Origin of the sequence: Streptomyces sp. B15, assembly GCF_018070605.1 — a bacterium.
Taxonomy (GTDB): domain Bacteria; phylum Actinomycetota; class Actinomycetes; order Streptomycetales; family Streptomycetaceae; genus Streptomyces; species Streptomyces smyrnaeus.
Genome location: NZ_JAGPXJ010000031.1, coordinates 55,532 through 76,776, shown reverse-complemented (window position 1 = coordinate 76,776; position 21,245 = coordinate 55,532). Strand labels below are relative to the sequence as shown.

At 71.8% G+C, this 21,245-nt stretch carries 17 protein-coding genes; 12 read left to right on the top strand and 5 right to left on the bottom strand.

Annotation, left to right across the window (positions count from 1 at the left end; all coding sequences use genetic code 11):
- Positions 1–84 precede the first annotated feature (84 nt).
- Complete coding sequence (locus KBY19_RS16650) at positions 85–1,320, top strand: MFS transporter (RefSeq protein WP_185016704.1); 1,236 nt, start codon at positions 85–87, stop codon at positions 1,318–1,320.
- Here KBY19_RS16650 and KBY19_RS16645 read toward each other — a convergent pair.
- A complete protein-coding gene (locus KBY19_RS16645) occupies positions 1,274–2,158 on the bottom strand; it encodes a Gfo/Idh/MocA family protein (RefSeq protein WP_099880152.1) in 885 nt (294 codons plus the stop codon). The genes KBY19_RS16650 and KBY19_RS16645 overlap by 47 nt on opposite strands.
- Before the next feature lie 197 nt (positions 2,159–2,355).
- Between KBY19_RS16645 and KBY19_RS16640 the strand changes: the two genes are divergently transcribed.
- Positions 2,356–3,822, top strand: a complete 1,467-nt coding sequence (locus tag KBY19_RS16640; protein ID WP_099880150.1) for an aldehyde dehydrogenase family protein — start codon at positions 2,356–2,358, stop codon at positions 3,820–3,822.
- 34 nt (positions 3,823–3,856) lie between these two features.
- A complete protein-coding gene (locus KBY19_RS16635) occupies positions 3,857–5,500 on the top strand; it encodes a GMC family oxidoreductase (protein ID WP_247691044.1) in 1,644 nt (547 codons plus the stop codon).
- On the opposite strand, the gene KBY19_RS16630 is transcribed toward KBY19_RS16635, so the two are convergent.
- Complete coding sequence (locus tag KBY19_RS16630) at positions 5,391–7,742, bottom strand: MMPL family transporter (protein ID WP_210957383.1); 2,352 nt, start codon at positions 7,740–7,742, stop codon at positions 5,391–5,393. The genes KBY19_RS16635 and KBY19_RS16630 overlap by 110 nt on opposite strands.
- A 472-nt stretch (positions 7,743–8,214) precedes the next feature.
- On the opposite strand from KBY19_RS16630, the gene KBY19_RS16625 reads away from it, so the two are divergent.
- A complete protein-coding gene (locus tag KBY19_RS16625; protein WP_210966045.1) occupies positions 8,215–9,432 on the top strand; it encodes a sensor histidine kinase in 1,218 nt (405 codons plus the stop codon).
- Positions 9,433–9,438: 6 nt separating this feature from the next.
- Here KBY19_RS16625 and KBY19_RS16620 read toward each other — a convergent pair whose 3' ends face one another.
- Positions 9,439–10,347, bottom strand: coding sequence for a LysR family transcriptional regulator (locus KBY19_RS16620; protein ID WP_099880143.1), 909 nt, complete (start codon positions 10,345–10,347; stop codon positions 9,439–9,441).
- Positions 10,348–10,443: 96 nt separating this feature from the next.
- Here KBY19_RS16620 and KBY19_RS16615 point away from each other — a divergent pair, with 96 nt between their 5' ends.
- On the top strand, positions 10,444–11,802 hold the full coding sequence (locus KBY19_RS16615) for an MFS transporter (RefSeq protein WP_210966042.1): 1,359 nt from the start codon (positions 10,444–10,446) through the stop codon (positions 11,800–11,802).
- On the opposite strand, the gene KBY19_RS16610 is transcribed toward KBY19_RS16615, so the two are convergent.
- Positions 11,788–13,548, bottom strand: a complete 1,761-nt coding sequence (locus KBY19_RS16610) for a regulator (RefSeq protein WP_210966041.1) — start codon at positions 13,546–13,548, stop codon at positions 11,788–11,790. The two genes, KBY19_RS16615 and KBY19_RS16610, sit on opposite strands and share 15 nt — an antisense overlap.
- A 241-nt stretch (positions 13,549–13,789) precedes the next feature.
- On the opposite strand from KBY19_RS16610, the gene lipB reads away from it, so the two are divergent.
- From lipB to KBY19_RS16590, 4 genes are all read left to right on the top strand, one after another.
- A complete protein-coding gene (gene lipB, locus KBY19_RS16605; protein WP_099880139.1) occupies positions 13,790–14,644 on the top strand; it encodes a lipoyl(octanoyl) transferase LipB in 855 nt (284 codons plus the stop codon).
- A gap of 192 nt (positions 14,645–14,836) precedes the next feature.
- Positions 14,837–15,784 carry a lipoyl synthase gene (gene lipA, locus KBY19_RS16600; protein ID WP_099880137.1) on the top strand — a complete coding sequence of 316 codons (948 nt, stop codon included), beginning with the start codon at positions 14,837–14,839 and terminating at the stop codon, positions 15,782–15,784.
- Between the two features lie 323 nt (positions 15,785–16,107).
- Positions 16,108–16,299 (top strand): hypothetical protein, encoded by a 192-nt coding sequence (locus KBY19_RS16595; protein WP_099880135.1) that lies wholly within the window; start codon positions 16,108–16,110, stop codon positions 16,297–16,299.
- Between the two features lie 158 nt (positions 16,300–16,457).
- Complete coding sequence (locus tag KBY19_RS16590; RefSeq protein WP_099880133.1) at positions 16,458–17,147, top strand: DUF4191 domain-containing protein; 690 nt, start codon at positions 16,458–16,460, stop codon at positions 17,145–17,147.
- A 101-nt stretch (positions 17,148–17,248) separates the two neighbouring features.
- Here KBY19_RS16590 and KBY19_RS16585 read toward each other — a convergent pair whose 3' ends face one another.
- Positions 17,249–17,719, bottom strand: coding sequence for an RDD family protein (locus tag KBY19_RS16585; RefSeq protein WP_099880131.1), 471 nt, complete (start codon positions 17,717–17,719; stop codon positions 17,249–17,251).
- Between the two features lie 463 nt (positions 17,720–18,182).
- Here KBY19_RS16585 and glnA point away from each other — a divergent pair, with 463 nt between their 5' ends.
- The 3 genes from glnA (at position 18,183) to KBY19_RS16570 (ending at position 21,150) form a co-directional block, all read left to right on the top strand.
- Positions 18,183–19,598 (top strand): type I glutamate--ammonia ligase, encoded by a 1,416-nt coding sequence (glnA, locus tag KBY19_RS16580; RefSeq protein WP_099880129.1) that lies wholly within the window; start codon positions 18,183–18,185, stop codon positions 19,596–19,598.
- A gap of 473 nt (positions 19,599–20,071) precedes the next feature.
- On the top strand, positions 20,072–20,977 hold the full coding sequence (locus KBY19_RS16575; protein WP_210966040.1) for a hypothetical protein: 906 nt from the start codon (positions 20,072–20,074) through the stop codon (positions 20,975–20,977).
- On the top strand, positions 20,968–21,150 hold the full coding sequence (locus tag KBY19_RS16570) for a hypothetical protein (RefSeq protein ID WP_099880125.1): 183 nt from the start codon (positions 20,968–20,970) through the stop codon (positions 21,148–21,150). The genes KBY19_RS16575 and KBY19_RS16570 overlap by 10 nt, the downstream gene beginning before the upstream one ends.
- Positions 21,151–21,245: the final 95 nt, after the last annotated feature.

Sequence of the window (21,245 nt, the reverse complement as noted above, 5' to 3'; positions counted from 1 at the left end):
CGGGCCCCGCGGCCCCCGGCCCCCCCCGCCGGCGGCGCCGCGCACTTGCAGGTGACACCGGTGTCACTACCTACCGTGCGCCGCATGAGTACCGCACACGGATCCGCGAGCGGCCGCCTGCCCGGCTGGCTCTTCGTCCTCTTCCTCACCCTGCTGGCCACCGCCACCGACGAGTTCATCATCGCGGGCGTCCTGCCGCAGATCGCCGACGATCTGAACGTCGGCGTCCCGGCTGCGGGCCAGCTGGTGACCGTCTTCGCCGTCGTCTACGCGCTCGGCGCTCCCACGCTCGCCGTGGTGTGCGCCCGCCTTCCCCGCCGTACGGTGACGGCCGCCGGGCTGGCGCTCTTCGTCGTCGCGAACGTCGCGGCGGCCCTCGCGCCGGGCTACTGGTGGCTGATGGCGGCCCGGGTGGTCGCGGCGCTGTGCGCGGCGGTCGTCACCGCGGCGGCGTTCGCCACCGCCGCCGCCGGAGCGCCTCAGGGCGCACAGGGCCGCTACCTCGGCGTCGTCACGGCGGGGATGACCGCGGCCCTGTTCACCGGGGTGCCCGTCGGCTCCTGGCTCGGCGGCGCGTTCGGCTGGCGGGCCACCTTCTGGCTGATCGCCGCCGTCGGCGCCGTCGCCGCGCTGGGCGTGGCGGCCACCGCACCGGCCGTGCCGGGCGGGGAGCCGGCACCGCTGCGCCGCCGCCTCGCCCCACTGCGGGAGCCGGCCGTGCTGCGCATGGTGGCGGTGACGTTCCTGGCGGCGAGCGGTGGGCTGATGTTCTACACCTACTTGGGCGCCTACACGGCCGAGGTCGCCTCCGGCTCCTGGGGGCTGCTGTCCTTCCTGCTCTTCCTCGTCGGCGCGGCCGGGCTCGCCGGGGCGCTGCTGGCGGGCCGCGCCACGGACGCCTGGGGGCCGGACCGCGGGCTGCGGCTGGTGCTCGGCGGGCACACGCTGACGCTGGCGGTGGCGACGGTGCTGGTCTTCAGCGGTGCGGGCGGCCCGGTGGTGCTGGCCGTCGTCGTCGGCTGCTGGGCGGTCTTCGCCTGGGGGCTCAACCCGCCGGTGCAGGCCGGTGTGCTGGCGGCGGCCGGGCCGGAGGCGGGGATGACGGCGCTGGCGCTGAACATCTCGGGCCTCTATCTGGGCACCGGTGTGGCAGGGGCGCTGGGCGGCGCCGTCATCGGCGCGGCCGGTGTCCGGTACGTGCCGGCGGCGGCGACGGCGCTGATGCTGTGCTCGTTCGCCCTCGCCTCGCTGCCCGTCCGCGCCCGGGGCGGCCTCACCGGGCCGGCAACTGCCGCTGTGCCGAGTGCAGCACCGAAGTGACCGTCTCCGCGAAGCGTGCCCCGCACAGGTGTTCCTCACCGGTGCGGGCCGCCGTCAGCAGGGCGTCGACCGCGCGGGCGAAGGAGGCGGCGGGTGCCTCGTCGCGCAGCGGCAGCTCGGCGACGCCCGCGGCGCCCCGCACCTCGGCGGTGACCCCCGCAGCGGCGGGCGGCACCGAGTGGGTCAGCGTGCAGGTGCTGGAGGCCCCAGAGGTGTGCCGCAGCGCGAGGTGCACGGTGTCTCCGAAGCCGCCGGGCGCCGCCGTCACCTCCTCGACGGGGCCGAGCAGCGGCAGCAGTACCGACAGCGCGTGCGGACCCACGTCCCACAGGGCGCCCTTCTCACGCCGCCAGGGGGAGGCGGTGTACGGCGAGTCGGCGCCGCCGAAGACGGGGGAGAGCCAGTCGGCGCGCCCGATCCGCCAGCCGTCGACCGCGGCCTGCTCGCGCAGCCAGTCGCCGGTCGAGACGCAGAAGTGCAGCGTGAAGAAGACGACGCAGCCGACCCCGGCCCGCTCGACCGCTTCGGCGACGCCACGGGCGGCGTCGGGCGTGGTGGCGACGGGCTTGTCGAGCAGCAGATGGCAGCCGGCGTCGGCCGCGCGGACGGCGAGCGGTGCCTGTACGTCAGGGGGGAGCGCGACGGCGACCGCGTCGCAGGCGTCGAGGAGCGCGTCGAGGTCGGCGTACGGCCGGGTCTCCAGCCGGGCGGCGAGCGCTCCGGTGGGTTCGGGGCGCCGCCCCCACACCCCGACCAGCTCCACCTCGTCGTGGGCGGCCAGCGCGGGTCCGTGAGTGCGCTCCGCCCAGGGCCCTGTCCCCAGCAGTCCGAACTTCATACCGAGCAGCGTACGAGGTCCCGCCCGGCCGTCCCGGAGCGCCCGGGGCACCCCGGGACGGCGACGGCATGGCCCGGATTGCCCCATCGGTGCCGAATATCGCCGGGCAGGCGCCCTTGTCCGGTGCGCCCCGTGGCCAGCGGCGCGGCCCTGGCGCAATCTTGGCGCCGGTCAGGTGCGAGCGAGGGAGACGGGCGATGGCTGAGCTGTTCATCGACGGGGAGTGGCGGCAAGCCACCGCTGGCGGGCGGCGGGACGTGATCAACCCGTTCGACGCCTCCGTGATCACCACGGTCGACGAGGCCGACGAGACCGATGTCGACCTGGCCGTACGCGCGGCCAAGCGGGCCTTCGAGCGGGCCGACTGGTCCTCGGCGCCCACCCGGCGCCGCGCCGACGTCCTCCACCGCGTGCACGAGCTCCTGCTCCGCGACCAGGAGGAGATCGCCCGCACCGAGACCCTCGACACCGGCAAGACGCTCACCGAGGCCCGCCTCGACATCGAGGACGTCGCGAACGCCTTCCGCTACTACGCCGAGCTGGCAGGCAAGGACGGCGGCCGGGTGGTGGACGTGGGCCCCGACGTGCTCAGCCGCGTCGTCTACAACCCGGTCGGCGTCTGCGGCCTGATCGCACCGTGGAACTATCCGCTGCTGCAGGCGTCCTGGAAGGTCGCCCCCGCGCTGGCCGCCGGTAACACGCTCGTGCTCAAGCCCAGCGAGACGACGCCGCTGTCCACCATCGCCATGATCCGTCTGATCGCGGAGGCCGGAGCGCCGCCCGGGGTGGCCAATCTGGTGCTCGGCTCCGGTGCGACGGTCGGCGCCGCCCTGACCACCCACCCCGAGGTGGACCTGGTCTCCTTCACGGGCGGACTGTCGACCGGGCGGAAGATCATGGAGAGCGTCGCGCCCGACGTCAAGAACCTCGCCCTGGAGCTGGGCGGCAAGAACCCCAACGTGGTCTTCGACGACGCGGACTTCGCCGCCGCCGTCGACTATGCGCTGGACGCCGCCTTCCTCCACTCCGGCCAGGTCTGCTCGGCCGGTTCGCGGCTGCTGGTGCAAGAGAGCATCCACGACGAGTTCGTGGCGGCGCTGGGCGCCCGGGCCAGCGGCATCCGGCTCGGCAACGGGCTGGAGCCGATGACCGAATCGGGGCCGCTCAGCTCGGCCGAACACCGCGCCAAGGTGGAGAGCTATCTGGAGATCGCCCGCGAGGAGGGCGCCCGGCTGGTCACCGGCGGGCGCCGCCCGGACGACCCCGAACTGGCCAACGGGTACTTCCTGCTGCCGACCGTCTACGCCGACTGCGACCGCTCGATGCGCATCGTCCAGGAGGAGATCTTCGGCCCGGTCGTCACCGTCGAGCGGTTCCGCACCGAGGACGAGGCCGTCGAGCTGGCCAACGACACCCGCTACGGGCTGGCCGGCGGGGTGTGGACGAGCGACGCGGGCCGCGCCCAGCGGGTCGCCAACCGGCTGCGGCACGGCACGATCTGGATCAACGACTTCCACCCGTACGTACCCCAGGCCGAGTGGGGCGGCTTCGGCCGCTCGGGCATCGGCCGCGAACTGGGGCCGACCGGGCTGCGCGAGTACCAGGAGGCCAAACACATCTACCAGAACCTCTCACCGGCCCCCTCCGGCTGGTTCAAGGGCTGAGGCACGAGACGGCAGGAGAGGAACACCGACCGGTATGAACGCGAACGACGCAAGCCGCTCCGGCGACGAGCACACCTACGACTACGTCATCGTCGGCGGGGGCACGGCCGGCTCCGTGCTCGCCGCCCGGCTGAGCGAGGACCCCGACTGCCGGGTGTGCGTCATCGAGGGCGGGCCCAGCGACGTCGGCGACGAACAGGTGCTGCGGCTGCGCAACTGGATCAACCTCCTGGAGTCGGAGTACGACTACGGCTACACCACCACCGAACAGCCCCGCGGCAACTCGCACATCGTCCACTCCCGGGCCAAGGTGCTGGGCGGCTGCTCCTCGCACAACACGCTCATCAGCTTCCTCCCCTTCCCCGAGGACCTGGACGAGTGGGTGGGGATGGGCTGCGCCGGCTGGGACCCGGTGACCGTCCTGCCGTACCGCAAGCGGCTGCGCAACAACATCGTTCCCGTCGGTGAGGCGGACCGTAACCCCATCGCCCGGGACTTCGTGACCGCCGCCGCCGACGCGCTGCACGTGCCCGTCATCGACGACTTCAACCGCCGCCCCTTCTCCGACGGCGTCGGCTTCTTCTCCCTCGCCTACGACCCGGAGACCAACAAACGCTCCTCGGCCTCCGTCGCCTACCTACACCCGATCATGGACAAGCGGCCCAATCTGACGCTGAAACTGCGCACCTGGGCCTACCAGCTGGCATCCGACGGCGCCGGGCGGCTCACCCGCGTCCGGGTGCGGTACGCCGACGGCAGCACGGGCACGGTACGCGCCGAGCGCGAACTGCTGCTGTGCGCCGGGGCCGTGGACACCCCGCGACTCCTGCTGCTCTCCGGTATCGGCCCCGCCGACGAGCTGCGCGCCCTCGGCATCGAGGTGCGCGCCGAGCTGCCCGGTGTGGGGGAGAACCTGCTCGACCACCCCGAGTCGGTGATCGTGTGGGAGACCCACGAGCCGCTGCCGCCCAACTCCGCGATGGACTCCGACGCCGGACTGTTCGTACGGCGCGACACCAGCCGGCCCCGGCCCGATTTGATGTGGCACTTCTACCAGGTGCCGTTCACCGTCAACACAGAGCGCCTGGGCTACCCCACACCCCCGCACGGGGTGTGCATGACCCCGAACGTGCCGCGTGCCCGCTCCAGCGGGCGGCTGTGGCTGCGCAGCTCCGACCCGGCCACCCACCCCGCCCTCGACTTCCGCTACTTCACCGACCCGGACGGCCACGACGAACAGACCATCGTCGACGGGCTGCGCCTGGCCCGCGAGGTGGCTAACGCCGCGCCGCTGCGCGACTGGCTGAAGCAGGAGATCGCCCCGGGCCTGCGGGTGAGCACGGACGCCGAACTGTCGGAGTACGGCAGGCGCGTGGCGCACACCGTCTACCATCCGGCGGGCACCTGCCGGATGGGCGCCGCCGACGACCCGGCGGCTGTCGTCGACCCGCTGCTGCGGGGGCGCGCGCTGCGGCGGCGGCGACCGGGGGCGGTCTCCCGCCGCGACCGGGGGCGGCGCCCTGCGATGTGCCGCAGGGCGCCGCCCCCGTTCGCTCGCACAGCCTCCGTCAGCGGACCTGCTCCGAGGGCCGGTCCGTGCCCTGCTGCGGGCGTCCGTAGGGCCCGGCGCCCCACGCCTCCAGCGGCGTGCTCCCGTCCGGCGAGGGCGAGGCGGTGACCGGTGCGCCGGCCTCACCGTGCTCCATCCGCGGCAGCCGGTGCAGCCAGCGCGGCAGATACCAGTTCCGCTCGCCCAGCAGCATCATCACCGCGGGCAGCAGCACCATCCGCACCACGGTGGCGTCCAGGAAGACGGCCACCGACAGGCCGACCCCCATCTGCTTCATGTCCTGCATCGACAGTGTCGCGAAGACCGCGAAGACGGCCACCATGATGAGCGCCGCACCGGTCACCGCCGAGGCGGTGGCCCGGATCCCGTCGCGGATCGCCTCCCGGGTGCTCATGCCCCGGTCCTTCGCCTCCCGGATCCGGGAGACCACGAAGACGTGGTAGTCCATCGACAGACCGAACAGGACGACCAGGACGAACAGCGGCATCCACGACTCGATCGCGCCGACCGCCTCCGTGCCGAACAGCTCGGCGCCCCAGCCGTGCTGGAAGACCGCCGTCATCACCCCGTAGGCCGCACCCACCGAGAGCAGATTGAGAATGATCGAGGCCAGCGCGATGGGCACCGAGCGGAAGCAGACGAGCATCAGCAGGAAGGTGACGACGGTGATGAAGACGAACACCGGCACGATGCCGTCCTTCAGTTGGTCGTTGAAGTCCTTGGAGCCCGCGAGCTCCCCGGTGACGTAGACCTGCCCGTCGGCGGCGACCGGTGCCAGCTTCTCCGGTACGAGCGTGCCGCGCAGGGTGTCGAGCGCGGCGAGGGAGGTCTCGTCGGTGCCGTCGCCCGCCAGGGGGACGTCGACGACCGCCACGTTCTGCTTCGGATGCACGGCGGTCTCCACGCCCCGGCCGAAGTGGCCGGTGTCCTCGCGGACCGTCTTCTCGAAGTCCGTGAGCGCCGCGCGGACCCCGGCCGAGCGGATGTCGTCGGCCTTGAGGACGACGCGGGCCGGTGCCGGGCCGCCGGGGAAGGTCTCGCTGATCTTCTCGGCGCTGACCCGCAGTTCGGTGCCCTTGGGCATCTGCTTGTCGAGGGAGAGCTGTTCGGTCTTCATCCCGAGCGCGGGCGCGGCCAGCGCCAGCATCACCACCGCGGCCAGGACGGCGAACAGCCCCGGAGCCGCCAGCACCGGGCGCAGCAGCGCTGCGGAGACGCGTCCCGCGGGCTTGCGCCGCCCCGCGGCACGGTCGCTCTTCCGGCCTCCCAGGAAGGGGACCTTGCCCTTGTCGACACGGTCGCCGAGCCAGGACAGCAGCGCGGGCAGGATGGTCACCGAGCCGAGCATCGCGATGAAGACGACCAGGATCGTGGCGACGGCGAAACCCTTGAACAGCAGCAGCCCCGACAGGAACATGCCCGCCATCGCCACCATCACCGTCACACCCGACACCAGCACGGCACGGCCGCTGGTGGCCGCGGCGATCCGCAGGGCCGTGTCCGCGTCCCGTCCGGCGGCCCGCTCGTCCCGCTCCCGCCGCAGATAGAACAGGCAGTAGTCGACGCCGACGGCGAGCCCCATCAGCAGCATCACGGAGTTGGTCGTCTGGTCGATGTGCAGCTGGCTGGAGACCAGAGCGAGGATGCCGTTCGCGGCGAGGAACGCGGTCAGTGCGAGTGCCACCGGCAGCAGTGCGGCCACCAGCGCGCCGAAGGCCACCAGCAGGATGCCCAGCGCCAGCGGAACGGCCGTCCACTCGGCCTTGGCGAAGTCCTCACCGAGGATCTTGTTCAGCCACTTCGTGGCGCTGGCCTCGCCGTACTGGTGGATCTCCACGCCGTCGCCGCTGTGGGCCGCGCGGACCTCGCCGACCGCGTCGATGACCTCGTTGATGGGCTTCTCGTCGGTCGAGTCCGGGTCGCCCCGCATCTCGAAGCCGATGAGGCCCGCCTTGCCGTCCCGGGAGGGGAGGGGGTCACTGACGTTCTCGACCCGGCCGGTGTCCTCGACGGCCCGGACGACCTCCCTCGCGGTCGCCCGCCAGCCGTCCTTGTCGGCGCTGGAGACCATCACCGACTCGGCCGGCGGCTCGTCGATCCCCGCCTCCTCCAGGATGGCGGTCGCCCGCGCCGAGTCCCGTACGGACTGCTCGCTGTCGGTGGGTTCGGTCAGCCCCGCCATCCCACCGAGCACCGCGGCGAGCACGACGAAGAGCAGCCAGCCGAAGACCGCCGTCTTGCGGTGCCGGGTGCTCCAGCCGCCGAGCCGCGCGGCGAGCCCCTGGCGGGGCGGCCGGCCGGGCACCTCCCTTCCGCTGCGAGAGGTGGTGGGTGTCGATGGTCTGCGCATCGGGCTCTCCCCGTTTCCGTGGCTCCGCCGGTGGCCTGTTCCAGCCGCTGGAGCTGCCTTTGCTGGGCAGTACCGACGCTAGAAACGGCGGGCCGGCGGCCACAGCCGCCGAGCACCCGTAACCGGGAGGCACGAGCACCCCTGGTGGAGAAGGAAAAGGCGAGCCGCGTGGTGGTGCTAGGTCTACCTACGGGACGGGAGCCCGGGCCAGTGCGCGGCCCCGGCGCCGGGGGCAGACTGGCAGAGTGCCGGAAGGTGGCACGGGGGCCGATGGTGACCGACGGAGCCGGGGGCGAGTGGTGAGCGGGTACGAGAAGTGAGCGGGACGAAGGTGACCGAGGCCAAGGGCACGGCGACGGGGTGGAGCGACGGCGCGGAGCGGCAGGCCCCGCACCCGCATCCGCACCGGCAGCGGCGGCGTGCGGGAAGCCCGGCCGCAGCGCTGCTGGCGACCGCCCGCGGCCTCGTGCTGATGGTCCTGTCCCTCGGCGTCTCCCTTGCCCTGTTCCTGCTGACGCTGGTCTCCATGGTGCTGATGCTGCTGGGCCTGGGGGTCTTCACCACCCCCTGGCTGCTGCACCTCGTGCGGATGCACGCCAACCAGCGCCGCGCCCTGGCCGGCGAATGGGCGGGCCTGCACATCGGCCCCCCGTACCGACCGCTGCCGCCCGGCCCACGCGGAGTGACGGGCCATGTCGAGTGCTGCGTTATCATGCTCAAGGACCCGGCCACCTGGCGGGACTTCGTCTGGCTGATCACCGATGCCGTCTTCGGCTTCGTGCTGGCGCTGCTGCCGGTGGCGCTGATCGGCTACGGCATCGAGGGCTGGGTGATGTTCGCGGGCGTATGGCGCGCCGTGGCCGGTGACTACTGGTACGGCTTCATCCATCTGGACACCTTCGGCGACGCGGCACAGTGCGCGGCTCTCGGCAGCTTCGTGCTGCTGCTCGGCCTCTACGCCAACCCGCATCTGATCACCGCCCACTTCCAGCTGGCCCGCGGGCTGCTCGCCCCCACCCGCGGCGCCCGGCTCGCCCACCGGGTGGAGCAGTTGTACGAGACGCGGCATGACGCGGTGGACAGTTCGGCCGCGGAGTTGCGCCGTATCGAGCGGGATCTGCACGACGGCGCGCAGGCCCGGCTGGTCGCCATGGGAATGAGCCTGGGCACCATCGAAGCCCTGATCGAACACGATCCGGCCAAGGCCAAGCAGATGATCGCCCAGGCGAGGGAGAACTCCGCCGAGGCACTCACCGAACTACGCGACCTGGTACGCGGCATCCACCCACCCGTACTCGCCGAACGCGGCCTGGGCGACGCCGCGGAAGCCCTCGCCCTGCGGATGCAGCTGCCCGTCGAGGTCGATGTCGAGCTGCCCGGCCGGTTCGCGGAACCGGTCGAGTCGGCCGCCTACTTCGCGGTCAGCGAGGTCCTGACCAACGCGGTCAAGCACGCCGAGGCGGAGCACATCTGGCTGGACATCCACTACACCGACGACGCGGGCGGCATGCTCCGGATAGCCGTCACCGACGACGGGCAGGGTGGCGCCGACGTCTCCCACGGCTCGGGCATCGCCGGTATCGAGCGCCGGCTGGGCCCGTTCGACGGCATCCTGGCCCTCAGCAGCCCGCCGGGCGGCCCCACGATGGTCACCATGGAGATCCCCTGCCGCCCCCTGGCCCCGGCCTGACCGCCGTCACGTCCGAGGCTCCGCCTCGGACCACAGCTCGCGCGCCAGCCCGGCCAGCTCCCGCACCGCGGGTGTCATCGCGCGGGCGGCGTGGCGGACGAAGAAGATGTCCAGCACGGGCTCGTGTTCCCACGGCAGTACGGCCAGCTCACCCCGGGCGATCTCCTCGTCCACCGAGGACGCCGGAGCCAGGCCCACCCCCAGCCCCGCCGCCGCACACCGCCGCAGCGCCTCCAGACTGAAGAACTCGATTGTCTGCGGAGACAGCCCCGCCCGGCTCAGTTCGCGTTCCATCACCACCCGCTGGACGCACCCGGGCTCCAGCAGCAGCACGGTCTCGCCCGCCAACTCGGCGGTGGAGACCAGCGGCTTCCCGGCGAGCGGATGCTCCGGCCGGCACACCAGCCGGAGGGGTTCGCGCCGCATCCGCTCGGCCCGCACCCCGGGAGAGTCGACGGCCTCCTCCTGGAGGAACCCCGCGTCGAGGGTGCCCTCCGCCAGGGCGTCCAGCAAAGGGCCACGTCCCGCGGGCTGGAAGGCCAGCCGCAGCAGCGGGAACCGCGTGCGCATGGCGCGGAGAACGGGCGGCAGGTGGTAGGCGCACAGGCTCTCCGGAGCGGCCACCCGCAGGGTGCCCCGTACCTGGTGCGGGTCCTCTCCCGCGCCTCGTACCGCCTCCCGGGCCTGCTCAGCCTGACCGAGCAGCGCGCGTGCGTGTCCGCACAGTTCCCGGCCGGGTTCGGTCAGCGTCACCCGCCGCCCCAGCCGTTCGAACAGCGCCACGCCCAACTCCGCCTCCAGCGCCTTGATGTGCGCCGTGACACTGGACTGCACATACCCCAGCTCCCGTGCGGCCCGGGTGAAATGGAGGTGACGTGCCACCACGAGGAAGGTCTCCAGCTGTTTGAGCTCCATGCCTGCCGAGACTAGCCGTATGGATCGGTGATGCCGATGGGTTGGATCGAGAACATTCGTTGGACTCGATGAGTGTCGGCGATCTACAACTCGTACATGAGCAGCGTCCGTTCCCGCCGCACCCACTCGAGTCGTTCCGCACCCCACGGCACACCGCCCGCCGGGCCTCGTGCCGGGGCCACCGCACCCGGGCTGGCGAGCCGCCATTTCCTCCTCCTGCTCGCCGCCACCTTCGCCACCTTCGGCAGCGCCACGCCGATGCTTTCGGTCGTCCCGCTGTGGGCCGAACACGGTGGCAGCGGACACGGCGGAGCGGGCGCGACCACTGCCGTGCACATGGCGACCACCGTGGCGACGCAGATCGTCACCGGCCGTATCCTGCGTCGGCTGCCGGCACCGCGCGTGCTCTGCGTGGGCGCCCTGCTGATCGGCCTGCCCACCCTGGGCTACCCCGTCACCGCCGCACTTCCCTGGACGGTGGCGGTCTCGGCCGTCCGGGGGGTGGGCTTCGGCCTGGTCACCGTCGCGGGCAGCGCCCTCGCCGCCCGGCTGGCCGGTCCGGGACAGCGCGGCAGGGCGGTGGGCTGGTACGGCGTCGCCGTGGGGCTCCCGGCGGCGGTGCTGGTGCCGCTCGCGGTGTGGGCGGTGGCGGAGTTCGGCTTCGTCCCGGTCTTCTGGGCCTCCGCCGCCCTGGGGACGCTCGCGGCCCCGCTCGGCGTCGCCGTCCTCGCCGGGCACCGCCCCTCCCGGGCCCGTCCCCCGGCACCTGACCCGGTACCGGGCGCCCCGCAGGCCGGCACCGGGCCAAGCGACACCGCCTCGACGCCGGCTTCGCGGAGCGGACACGTCCCTGTGCGTCGCCTGCCCGTGCGGCTTCTCGCGGTGCCCGTTCTCCTGCTCCTGGCCCCCGTGTGCGCACTGGGCAGCCTGATGTCCTTCCTGCCGCTCGCCCTCGCACCCCACGCCGCCCCCGCCGCGCTGCTCACGCTCTCCGCCGCGCTGACAGCCGGCCGCTGGGCTGCGGGGGAGTGGAGCGACCGGCGCGGCGGCACCGGCCGCTTCATGGCGCCGTGCGCGGCCCTGTGCGCGCTGGGAACGGGGGCGTTCGCCCTCGTCGGCGGCGGGGGGACGGCGGCGGGCGGTGCCGTGGGGCCGGGAACCGGCGCGGCGGTGGCGGCAGCCCTCGCGTTCGGGCTGGCCATGGGCGCGCTGCAGAACGACACACTCGTGGCGATGTTCCACCGGGCCGGCCCCGAGCACCAAGGAACGGTCAGCGCCGCCTGGAACATGACGTTCGACTCGGGCTACGGCGCCGGCGCGCTGCTGACCGGCGCCATAGCCCAGGTCTTCTCCCTCAGCCTGTCCGCGGCCTTCGGGGTCCTGGCCGTCCTCATCGTCGCCACCCTGCCCGTGGCGGCCGCGCTGCAGCTTCCGCGAAGCTCACACCAGGGCTGAGACCTTGTCCCGGTACTGCCGCACCGCTGCCGCGTCCCGGTACGGCTCCAACCGCCGCTCGAAGTCCCGTACGTACTCGTGCGCCCGGACCGACCGCATCTCCGCGGCCTGGTGGGCCGCCTCGGCGCCCAGCGCGCAGGCCTGCTCGATCTCGCCCAGCCCCAGCCGCGCCGTGGCCAGCACCACCCGGCAGAACAGCCGGCTGCGGGCGAACCCGGCGCTGCGCAGCTGGAGCGAGCGCTCGGCGTGCTGTGCGGCGGCACGGTACTGCTGGAGGTCCCGGTGGCAGTGCCCGAACTCGTCGGCCAGCTGCGCCTCGTCGAAGAACCGCGCCCAGGCGGGGACGTCCTCGCTGGGCCTGGCGGCCTCCAGCGCCCGCTCGGCGCGGGCCAGCGACGCCGTGCAGGCCCGCACCTCGCCCAGCACCCCGTGGCCGCGCGCCTCGGCGGCGTGCAGCAGCGCCTGGACCACCGGCGGCACCGAGGTGCCCACGCCCTGCTGGGCGACCCGGGCCAGCTGCACCGCCTCGCGCCCGTGCCCCAGATAGACGGCCTGCCTGCTCATGGTCACCAGCACATAGGCGCCGAACGCGCGGTCGCCGGCGGCCTGCGTCAGCCGCAGCGCCTGGACGAAATAGCGCTGCGCCAAACCGTGCGCCGCGATGTCGTAGGAGGTCCAGCCCGCCAGCCGGGTCAGATCCGCGGCGGCGGCGAACAGCCGCCGGCCCAGCTGCTCCCCGTAGACGCCGCGCAGCATCGGCTCGGCCTCGTGCTCCAGATACCGCACCAGGGCCTGCCGCGCGTGCCCGCCCCCGTAGGCGTGGTCCAGGGCGCGGAAGAGTTCGCACACCGAGCGCAGCGCCGCCACATCACCGCCGGAGACCCGCTGGCCGGGGCCGCGCTCCACCCGGTCCAGCCGCGCGGCGGCCAGCGCCGGCGGGCTGTTCGCCACTCCCGCACCGCTGCCGAGCCGGGACTGCGCCGGGACCCGCAGCCCACCGCCGTGCCCCGCGCCGCCCGCCCCCGGGTGTCCGGCGGCAGCCCCGTGGCCGTGACCGGGACCGTGCCCCGGCCCGTGATGCCCGTGCCCCGGCCCCGGTCCCTGTCCACGTGCCGTGCCCAGCCCGCCGCCGGCCGCGGACTGCCCGGGCCCGGCTCCGTGTCCGGGGCCCGCCGAACCGCCGGCCGAACCGTGGCCTCCGGGACCTCCGGGACCTCCGGGGCCTGCGGGGCCGCCCGAGCCGTCCGGTTCCGGGCCGCGCGCTACCCGCTCGTCCGCCCGGCCGATCAGCCAGTCCCGGCTCGGTACCACGAGCCCGGCCGGAGTGAACGCGATCTTGCGCAGCTCGGCGTGGCTGCCGGAGTCCTTACGCCACAATCCGCTGACGATGTCCACCGCCTCGGCGGGCGTCGCCGCGAACTCCAGCCCCGCGTACACCGGCGCGCACGCGTCGAGGCCGAGGTCCTGAGCCGTCAGCCGCCGCCCCAGGCGGCGGGTGAAGACCTCGGCGATCAGGGCGGGGGTGGTGCCTCTGGGCTGCTGGCCGCGCAGCCACCGGGTGACCGATGTCTTGTCGTAGCGCAGGTCAAGACCGTGTTCGAGTCCGAGCTGGTCCACGCGCCTGGCCAGGCCCGCGTTGGAGAAGCCCGCCTCGGCGATCAGGGCGGCGAGCTGGCGGTTGGGGATGCGCTGCTGGGATGGCTGGGCCGCGTCGTTCACGGACTCCCCAGGTCGTTCCATCGTCATCAGGTCTACGGTCTCCTGCCCTCACGGCTTGTGTCAGACGCCGGGGCGCCCTGCTGGAACGGCGCGAATGTAACGGTCCCTCGTACATCGATCGCCCCCTTCGTCGCGCATTCATCCATACGTGTGAGGGGGCAGCCACCTGCGAGGACGGTGCGCGACGGCCGTACAGTGGCTGGGGGCGCGAGCGTGGAGCAGCCCGCCACCCCGGGTGTGCGAAGCGGGCTTACGAAGGAGAGAAGGCATGGGAGAACCCCGGCCGGCGGGTCCGGCGGACGGTCCGGTGGAGGGCGAACTTCGCTTCGTCCACCTGGGATTCGGCGACAACGCCGTCGACTACCTGGACGCCTGGCAGGAGCAGAAGCGGGTGCACGCGGCACGCTTCGCCGACGAGATCCCCGACACCTGTCTGATGCTGGAGCACCCCCCGGTCTACACGGCCGGGCGGCGCACCGAGGACAGCGAGCGTCCGCTTGACGGCACCCCGGTGGTGGACGTCGACCGGGGAGGCAAGATCACCTGGCACGGCCCGGGCCAGCTCGTCGGATACCCGATCCTGAAGCTGCCCCGCCCCGTCGATGTCGTCGCGCACGTCCGCCGTCTCGAAGAGGCCATGATCCGCGCCTGTGCCGAGCTCGGCCTGGCCACGACGCGGGTCGAGGGCCGCAGCGGCGTATGGGTGCTGGGCGACGCCGTCGAGAAGCCCGCCCGGGGCGCGGGGGACACAGTGCCGGGCGGCGACTCCTCCGGGCTGGCGCTGGACTTCGATCCGCGGCTGAACCAGGAGGACTACGACCCGCGCCTGATGGGCCCGGAGTACGCGCCCTCCAACGCGGGCCAGCGCGGTGAGGACCGCAAGCTCGCGCAGATCGGCATTCGCGTCTCGAAGGGCGTGACCATGCACGGTTTCTCGTTCAACTGCAACCCGGACACGACCGGTTTCGACCGGATCGTCCCCTGTGGCATCCGCGATGCGGGCGTCACCTCGCTCTCGCAGGAGCTGGGCAGGAATGTCCCGGTCTCCGAGGTGCTTCCTCTCATGGAGAAGCACCTGCGCGAGGTACTGGAGTCCGCGACTCCGCTGCCCCGCGCGGTCTGAGCCGCCGCCGGTCCCGCCGTCGGCCCCACCCGGGGCCGCACCGCGCGGGACCGCCCCGGGGCGCTGCCGTGGGCCGCGCCCCGGGCTCCTTCGGGCCAGGGTGTTTCCTGGGCTCCGGCCCGTACGAAAGCCGTAATCCGCAGGCGTAGGCTGATACCCGCCGCTGAATCGAAAGTACGTAGGGAGCCGGACGTGTCCGCTGTCGCACCCGACGGTCGCAAGATGCTCCGCCTGGAGGTCCGCAACAGCCAGACCCCCATCGAGCGCAAGCCCGAATGGATCAAGACCCGGGCGAAAATGGGCCCCGAGTACAACGCCCTCCAGAGCCTGGTCAAGAGCGAGGGGCTGCACACGGTCTGCCAGGAGGCGGGCTGCCCCAACATCTTCGAGTGCTGGGAAGACCGCGAGGCGACCTTCCTGATCGGTGGCGAGCAGTGCACCCGCCGCTGCGACTTCTGCCAGATCGACACCGGCAAGCCCGCCGAACTCGACCGCGACGAGCCCCGCCGCGTCGCCGAGTCCGTCCGCACGATGGAGCTCCGCTACGCGACCATCACCGGCGTGGCCCGCGACGACCTCGACGACGGCGGCGCCTGGCTCTACGCCGAGACCGTGCGGCAGATCCACGGGCTGATGCCCGACACCGGCGTCGAACTGCTGATCCCCGACTTCAACGCCGAGCCCGACCAGCTCGCCGAGGTCTTCTCCTCCCGCCCCGAGGTGCTGGCGCACAACGTCGAGACGGTGCCGCGCATCTTCAAGCGCATCCGCCCCGGCTTCCGCTACGAGCGGTCCCTGGAGGTCCTCACCCGCGCCCGCGAGGCGGGACTGGTCGTCAAGTCCAACCTGATCCTTGGCCTGGGCGAGACCCGCGAGGAGATCAGCGAGGCCCTGCGCGACCTGCACGAGGCCGGCGCCGAGCTGATCACCATCACCCAGTACCTGCGCCCCACCCCCAGGCACCACCCCGTCGAGCGCTGGGTGAAGCCGCAGGAGTTCGTCGAGCTGAAGCAGGAGGCCGACGAGATCGGCTACGCGGGCGTCATGTCCGGCCCGCTCGTCCGCTCCTCGTACCGCGCCGGGCGCCTCTACCAGCAGGCCGTCGAGGCCCGGCAGACGGGCACGACCTCCGCCGCCTGAGCCTCCGGCGGTCGAGCCGCTGGTACCTCAGGTGGGCGCCCCCGACCGAGGTACCGGCGGTTGAGGCGGCGGCCCGTCCGTTCTGTCCTGTTCTGTCCCGGTCGGTCCGCGTGGGACGGTGGGCCGACCGGGGGCGGGCGGCGACGCCGCAGGGCTCCCTCGAAGTGAGCTTCGCCGCACCGGCTTTCGTGGACTTTGACCCTGCGGTCATCGCCTGGTAACACCAATGCGTAACGCTGAAACCACATACTGCGCATGTGCGCACGGCCGCACGCCGTGTGACAGGGGCGCCCGGTTCAGACGGATGACTGACGGAGGGGACAGTGCGGACCACCCTGTGGGCACTGGAAGGTCTCGAACATCTTTTCTTCGGCAACGGGCAGCGGGTCGCCCGGCGCAACGCGTGGACGGCGGTCCTTGAGGACCGCCGCCGGGCCCGCGCCCGGCGGGAGGCGGAAACCGTATTGAACGCCGCGTCGGACCGCCGCCCGCCCCGGCTGACGTCCCAAGGCTGACGCCGGTCGCGGCCGGGGCGGCTGCCGTACCCCGTACCTCGTACCCCCGGCCGCGCGGCGGGCCGCCCGCCCTGCCACGTGCTGGTGTCTTCGGGGGGCGGCCCCCGTACCCCCGGCCGCGCAGCGAGCCGCCCGCCCTGCCACGTAAACTTCACCGCATGGCGAGGAAGGACAACACCGAGAATCCTGGGCGGCTCAAGCAGATCGCTCAGACGTACAAGATGACCCGGCGCGTGGACCGGAAGATCGGTTGGATCCTGGCCGGCGTGGGGCTTGTCACCTTCGGTGTACTCCTCGCGATCGGCTTTCTGATCGGTCACCCGGTCTACCTGGGCATCGTCGGCGTGCTGCTGGCCCTGCTGGCGTGCGCGATCGTCTTCGGGCGCCGCGCGGAGCGGGCCGCGTTCGGGCAGATGGAGGGCCAGCCGGGCGCGGCGGCGGCCGTGCTGGAGAACATCGGGCGCGGCTGGCAGGTCACCCCGGCCGTGGCGATGAACCGCAGCCAGGACGTCGTCCACCGCGCGGTCGGCAAGGCGGGCATCGTACTCGTGGGCGAGGGCAACTCGAACCGGCTGCGTGGACTGCTGGCGTCCGAGAAGAAGAAGATGAACCGCGTCGTCGGCGACGTACCGGTCCACACGCTGGTCGTCGGCACCGGCGAGGACCAGGTCGAGCTGAAGAAGCTGCGCGTCAAGATCCTGAAGCTGCCCCGTACGCTGCAGGGCTCCGAGGTCACCCAGATCAACGACCGGCTCCGGGCGCTCGGTGACCTCATGAGTAACATGCCGATCCCGAAGGGCCCGATGCCCAAGGGTATGAAGCTCCCCAAGGGCCCGCAGGGCCGCTGAAAGCTCGAAGAACGAGCCTCGAAGAACGAGCAGGGTGGGGCTCCCGCGGCGGGAGCCCCACCCTGTTGTGTCGGCGGCCTGTTGTGTCGGCGGCGCTTCGCTCAGGTCCGTACCTGCACGGAGCCGGAGAGCCGGTCGTGCAGGCCACGGTTGTCGCGGTCCCAGACGAGCGCGGGGATGGCGAGGCCGAGCAGCACCGTGCGCACCGCCGTGCGCCACACCGGCAGCTTGCCCAGCCCGTCGAGCGAGACCACGCGCAGCCTCAGCAGCCGCTTGCCCGGCGTGGAGCCGATGGTGCCGACGGTCAGCAGACTCATGACGAGGAAGACGACCAGCGCCCAGTTGTTGGTGGCCTCCAGGCGGCGCCCCGCCAGCAGCCCGTAGGCGATGAGGGCCGAGAGCGCCCAGTCGATGAAGAGAGCGCCGACTCGACGCCCGACCGGCGCGATGGCTCCGGGGCCGTCCTCGGGGAGGCCGAGCCGCTTGCCGCGATGGCCGAAATCGGCCCCCATCTCCTCCGCCGCGGCGCGCGGTCCTGACAGCCACGACCCGATTGCTTCCCTGTTGTCCACCCGACAACGGTATCGCGCCGGTTTCCCCGGGGAACCGGCCCCGTTGCATCGGCGCCCGGCGGGCTCCCGTACGGCGTACGTCGAACGCTGTACGCCGTACGTTTCCACACGTCGCGTACCCCTGCTGGGCGCCGCGCCGGGCCTCAGGCCCCGGGCCCAGGTCCCGGCCCCGGGCCTCCCGGGCCCCGGACCAAGAGCCGACCGTGCGCCCCGGAAACATGTACCGAGCGGACCCCCCACCCCTCCACCGGTCCACCACCCTCCCGGCGACCTGAAAGTAACGGTCGAACTCCGTACGGTTAAACGCTGCCTGCCCAGCCTGGTGGTTAACATCGGCGAAACAGATGGGTCATGCTGGAGAAATGGCCCCTGCCTAAGGTCGGCCACCAGGCGTGCGGAGCCCTCGTGCTCGCACCCGGAGCCGGAGCAAGCCCGTCCCGACGCGGCGGGACTAGGAGGATGGATGTTCCAGAACGCCGACGAGGCCAAGAAGTACATCGCGGACAACGACGTCAAATTCATCGACGTCCGGTTCTGCGACCTGCCCGGCGTCATGCAGCACTTCGCCGTACCGGCGGAGTCCTTCGACCCGGCCGAGAGCCTGATGTTCGACGGCTCCTCGATCCGCGGCTTCCAGGCCATCCACGAGTCCGACATGGCCCTGGTCCCGGACCTGTCGACCGCGCGTCTGGACCCGTTCCGCTCCGAGAAGCACCTCAACATCAACTTCTTCATCCACGACCCGATCACCGGCGAGCAGTACAGCCGTGACCCGCGGAACGTGGCCAAGAAGGCCGAGGCCTACCTCGCCTCCTCCGGTATCGCCGACACCGCGTTCTTCGGCCCGGAGGCGGAGTTCTACGTCTTCGACGACGTCCGCTTCGAGACGAAGGCGAACGCCGGCTACTACCACATCGACTCCGAGGCGGGCGCCTGGAACACCGGCGCCGTCGAGGTCGGCGGCAACCGCGGCTACAAGGTCCGCTACAAGGGCGGCTACTTCCCGGCCCCGCCCATCGACCACTTCGCCGACCTGCGCGCCGAGATCTCCCTCGAACTGGGCCGCGCCGGCCTCCAGGTCGAGCGCCAGCACCACGAGGTGGGCACCGCGGGCCAGGCGGAGATCAACTACAAGTTCAACACGCTGCTGGCCGCGGCCGACGACCTGATGCTGTTCAAGTACATCGTCAAGAACACGGCCTGGCGCAACGGCAAGACCGCCACCTTCATGCCCAAGCCGATCTTCGGCGACAACGGCTCCGGCATGCACGTCCACCAGTCCCTGTGGTCCAGCGGCGACCCGCTCTTCTACGACGAGCAGGGCTACGCGGGCCTCTCGGACACCGCTCGCTACTACATCGGCGGCATCCTGCGCCACGCCCCCTCGCTGCTGGCCTTCACCAACCCGACGGTGAACTCCTACCACCGCCTGGTCCCCGGCTTCGAGGCCCCGGTCAATCTGGTCTACTCGCAGCGCAACCGCTCGGCCGCCATGCGCATCCCGATCACCGGCTCCAACCCGAAGGCCAAGCGCGTCGAGTTCCGCGCCCCGGACCCCTCGTCCAACCCCTACCTGGCCTTCTCCGCCCTCCTCCTGGCAGGCCTGGACGGCATCAAGAACAAGATCGAGCCCGCCGAGCCGATCGACAAGGACCTCTACGAGCTCGCCCCCGAAGAGCACGCCGACGTCCCCCAGGTCCCCACCTCCCTCCCCGCCGTCCTGGAAGCCCTCGAGGACGACAACGAGTACCTTCAGGCCGGCGGCGTCTTCACCTCCGACCTGATCGAGACCTGGATCGACTACAAGCGCACCAACGAAATCGCCCCCATGCAGCTCCGCCCCCACCCCCACGAGTTCGAGCTGTACTTCGACATCTAAAGGGCGGGAGCGGGCGACCTGGGCGGAGCCCGGAGAGCTCGCTGTGACCGGCGGCACCGGGACCTGCTGTTTCTCATTGGTCCCGGCTGATACTTCGTCCCTTGTGAACCGGGCGCGTAGCAGGTAACCGCACGGCTTGTCGTCAGGTAGGCCCTGAGGGCCATCACCTCTGTCTGAGGTGGTGGCCCTCGAGCTGTCGGTCGCCTATCGATCTTTGAGCGATCGGTCTGCGGCCTGTGAAGGGACTTCGGCCTGCTCCAGGCCCCGGGCGGAGTCGACCCACCAGCCACCCTCGGGCGGAATCTATTGTGTCCAGCCCTCGGTCGATGGACAGTCGGTCGGCCTGACGGCGCTCTTGAGGCATACACGTGGTGTGAGGCGGGTCACAGGGGGAGATCTGAGATTTTTTGCCGCTCTGCCCTCCGGTCGGGCCTGAGGAGAGAAGTCTCGTCTCCGCTCGACAAGGAACGCTCATGATCAACTTGCAGTCGGCCAGCCAGTGTCTCTTGTGTGTCTGCGAGATGGTTCGGCAGAGCCCGTCCAGGGTGGACCGGGAGCAGCAGGTGTACGGACTGTTCCATTTCTGGCACCAGACTCAGGGGGACGCCTTCTCTTCCGCGATGGCCCAGGCCCTGGGTGAGATCGAAGCAGTCAGGGACGTATGGGAGGGCGTGGGGGAACCCGACTGCTTGGAATGCCGGCGTCTCAGCACCTCTTGCCTCGCGAAAATCCTCCTGGACCTGGCCGATACCCTTCGCCGTATCCCGACGTGGCCCGATCGCTACGCCCTGCGGGAGGCCCTGAAGGCCCGCAACGCGGCGATCGAGGGCGATGCCGTGGCCGTGGACACTTTTGCCGGCAGTTTGCTGGGCTTGCCGCGCGCCATCGCGTGGCGGGAAGCCGTGGAGATGGCCCTGCTGGGCGAGTGGGTACATGCCCTGGGGGACGGATCGGCCGACACTCTGACCGTAGTCAGCACGCTGCGGCACTACGTCCGAATCGAGCACCGGCTGCAACAGCCGCTGTGGGAGCGAAAGGTCGGCGGCAAACGCACCGTACTGCTCAGTACCCCCATCGGCGACGAGCTGGTGCTGGGCGACCTGCTGGCTGGCCCTGAGGGCCCCGAAGATGCTGTGTTGGCGGCTGAATTCTGCGATCCCCGGATCCTCAAGGTGTTACGGCAACTGAACGTGCCGGAGGAGATGATCGCCCGCAGTCGGGCCCGTAGTGGGGAAGCCTGGGTACAAGCCGCCGTCGGCGTTGGACTGCCGGCGCCGTACGGTGAGCGGGTCCGTCGGAAACTCAAACGACTCGGCAAGCGCTACGCCGTTCGATCCGCCGCAGCCGTCGTCCAGGATGCAGAACGCACATGCCGCTGACCGACCTTGCTGTGATCCTGCTCCTCGTCGTTGTCACCTTGAGCATCGGTGCTGGTGTTCTGGCGCTGCTTCTTCGCCACCCGTCCTGGTGCGCACCGTTCGCCGGAGCCTGCGTCGCGATGACACTGATGGTCACTGTCACGGGTTTGCTCGTAGCTGTCACGCGAAGCTGATTCCATGTCAACCGCCCTGCCCATGAGGGCCCCTCATCGGCAGGCCCAGCAGTAACCGGAACATCGCCACGTCCGCGCCCGCATCCCGTGGGCCG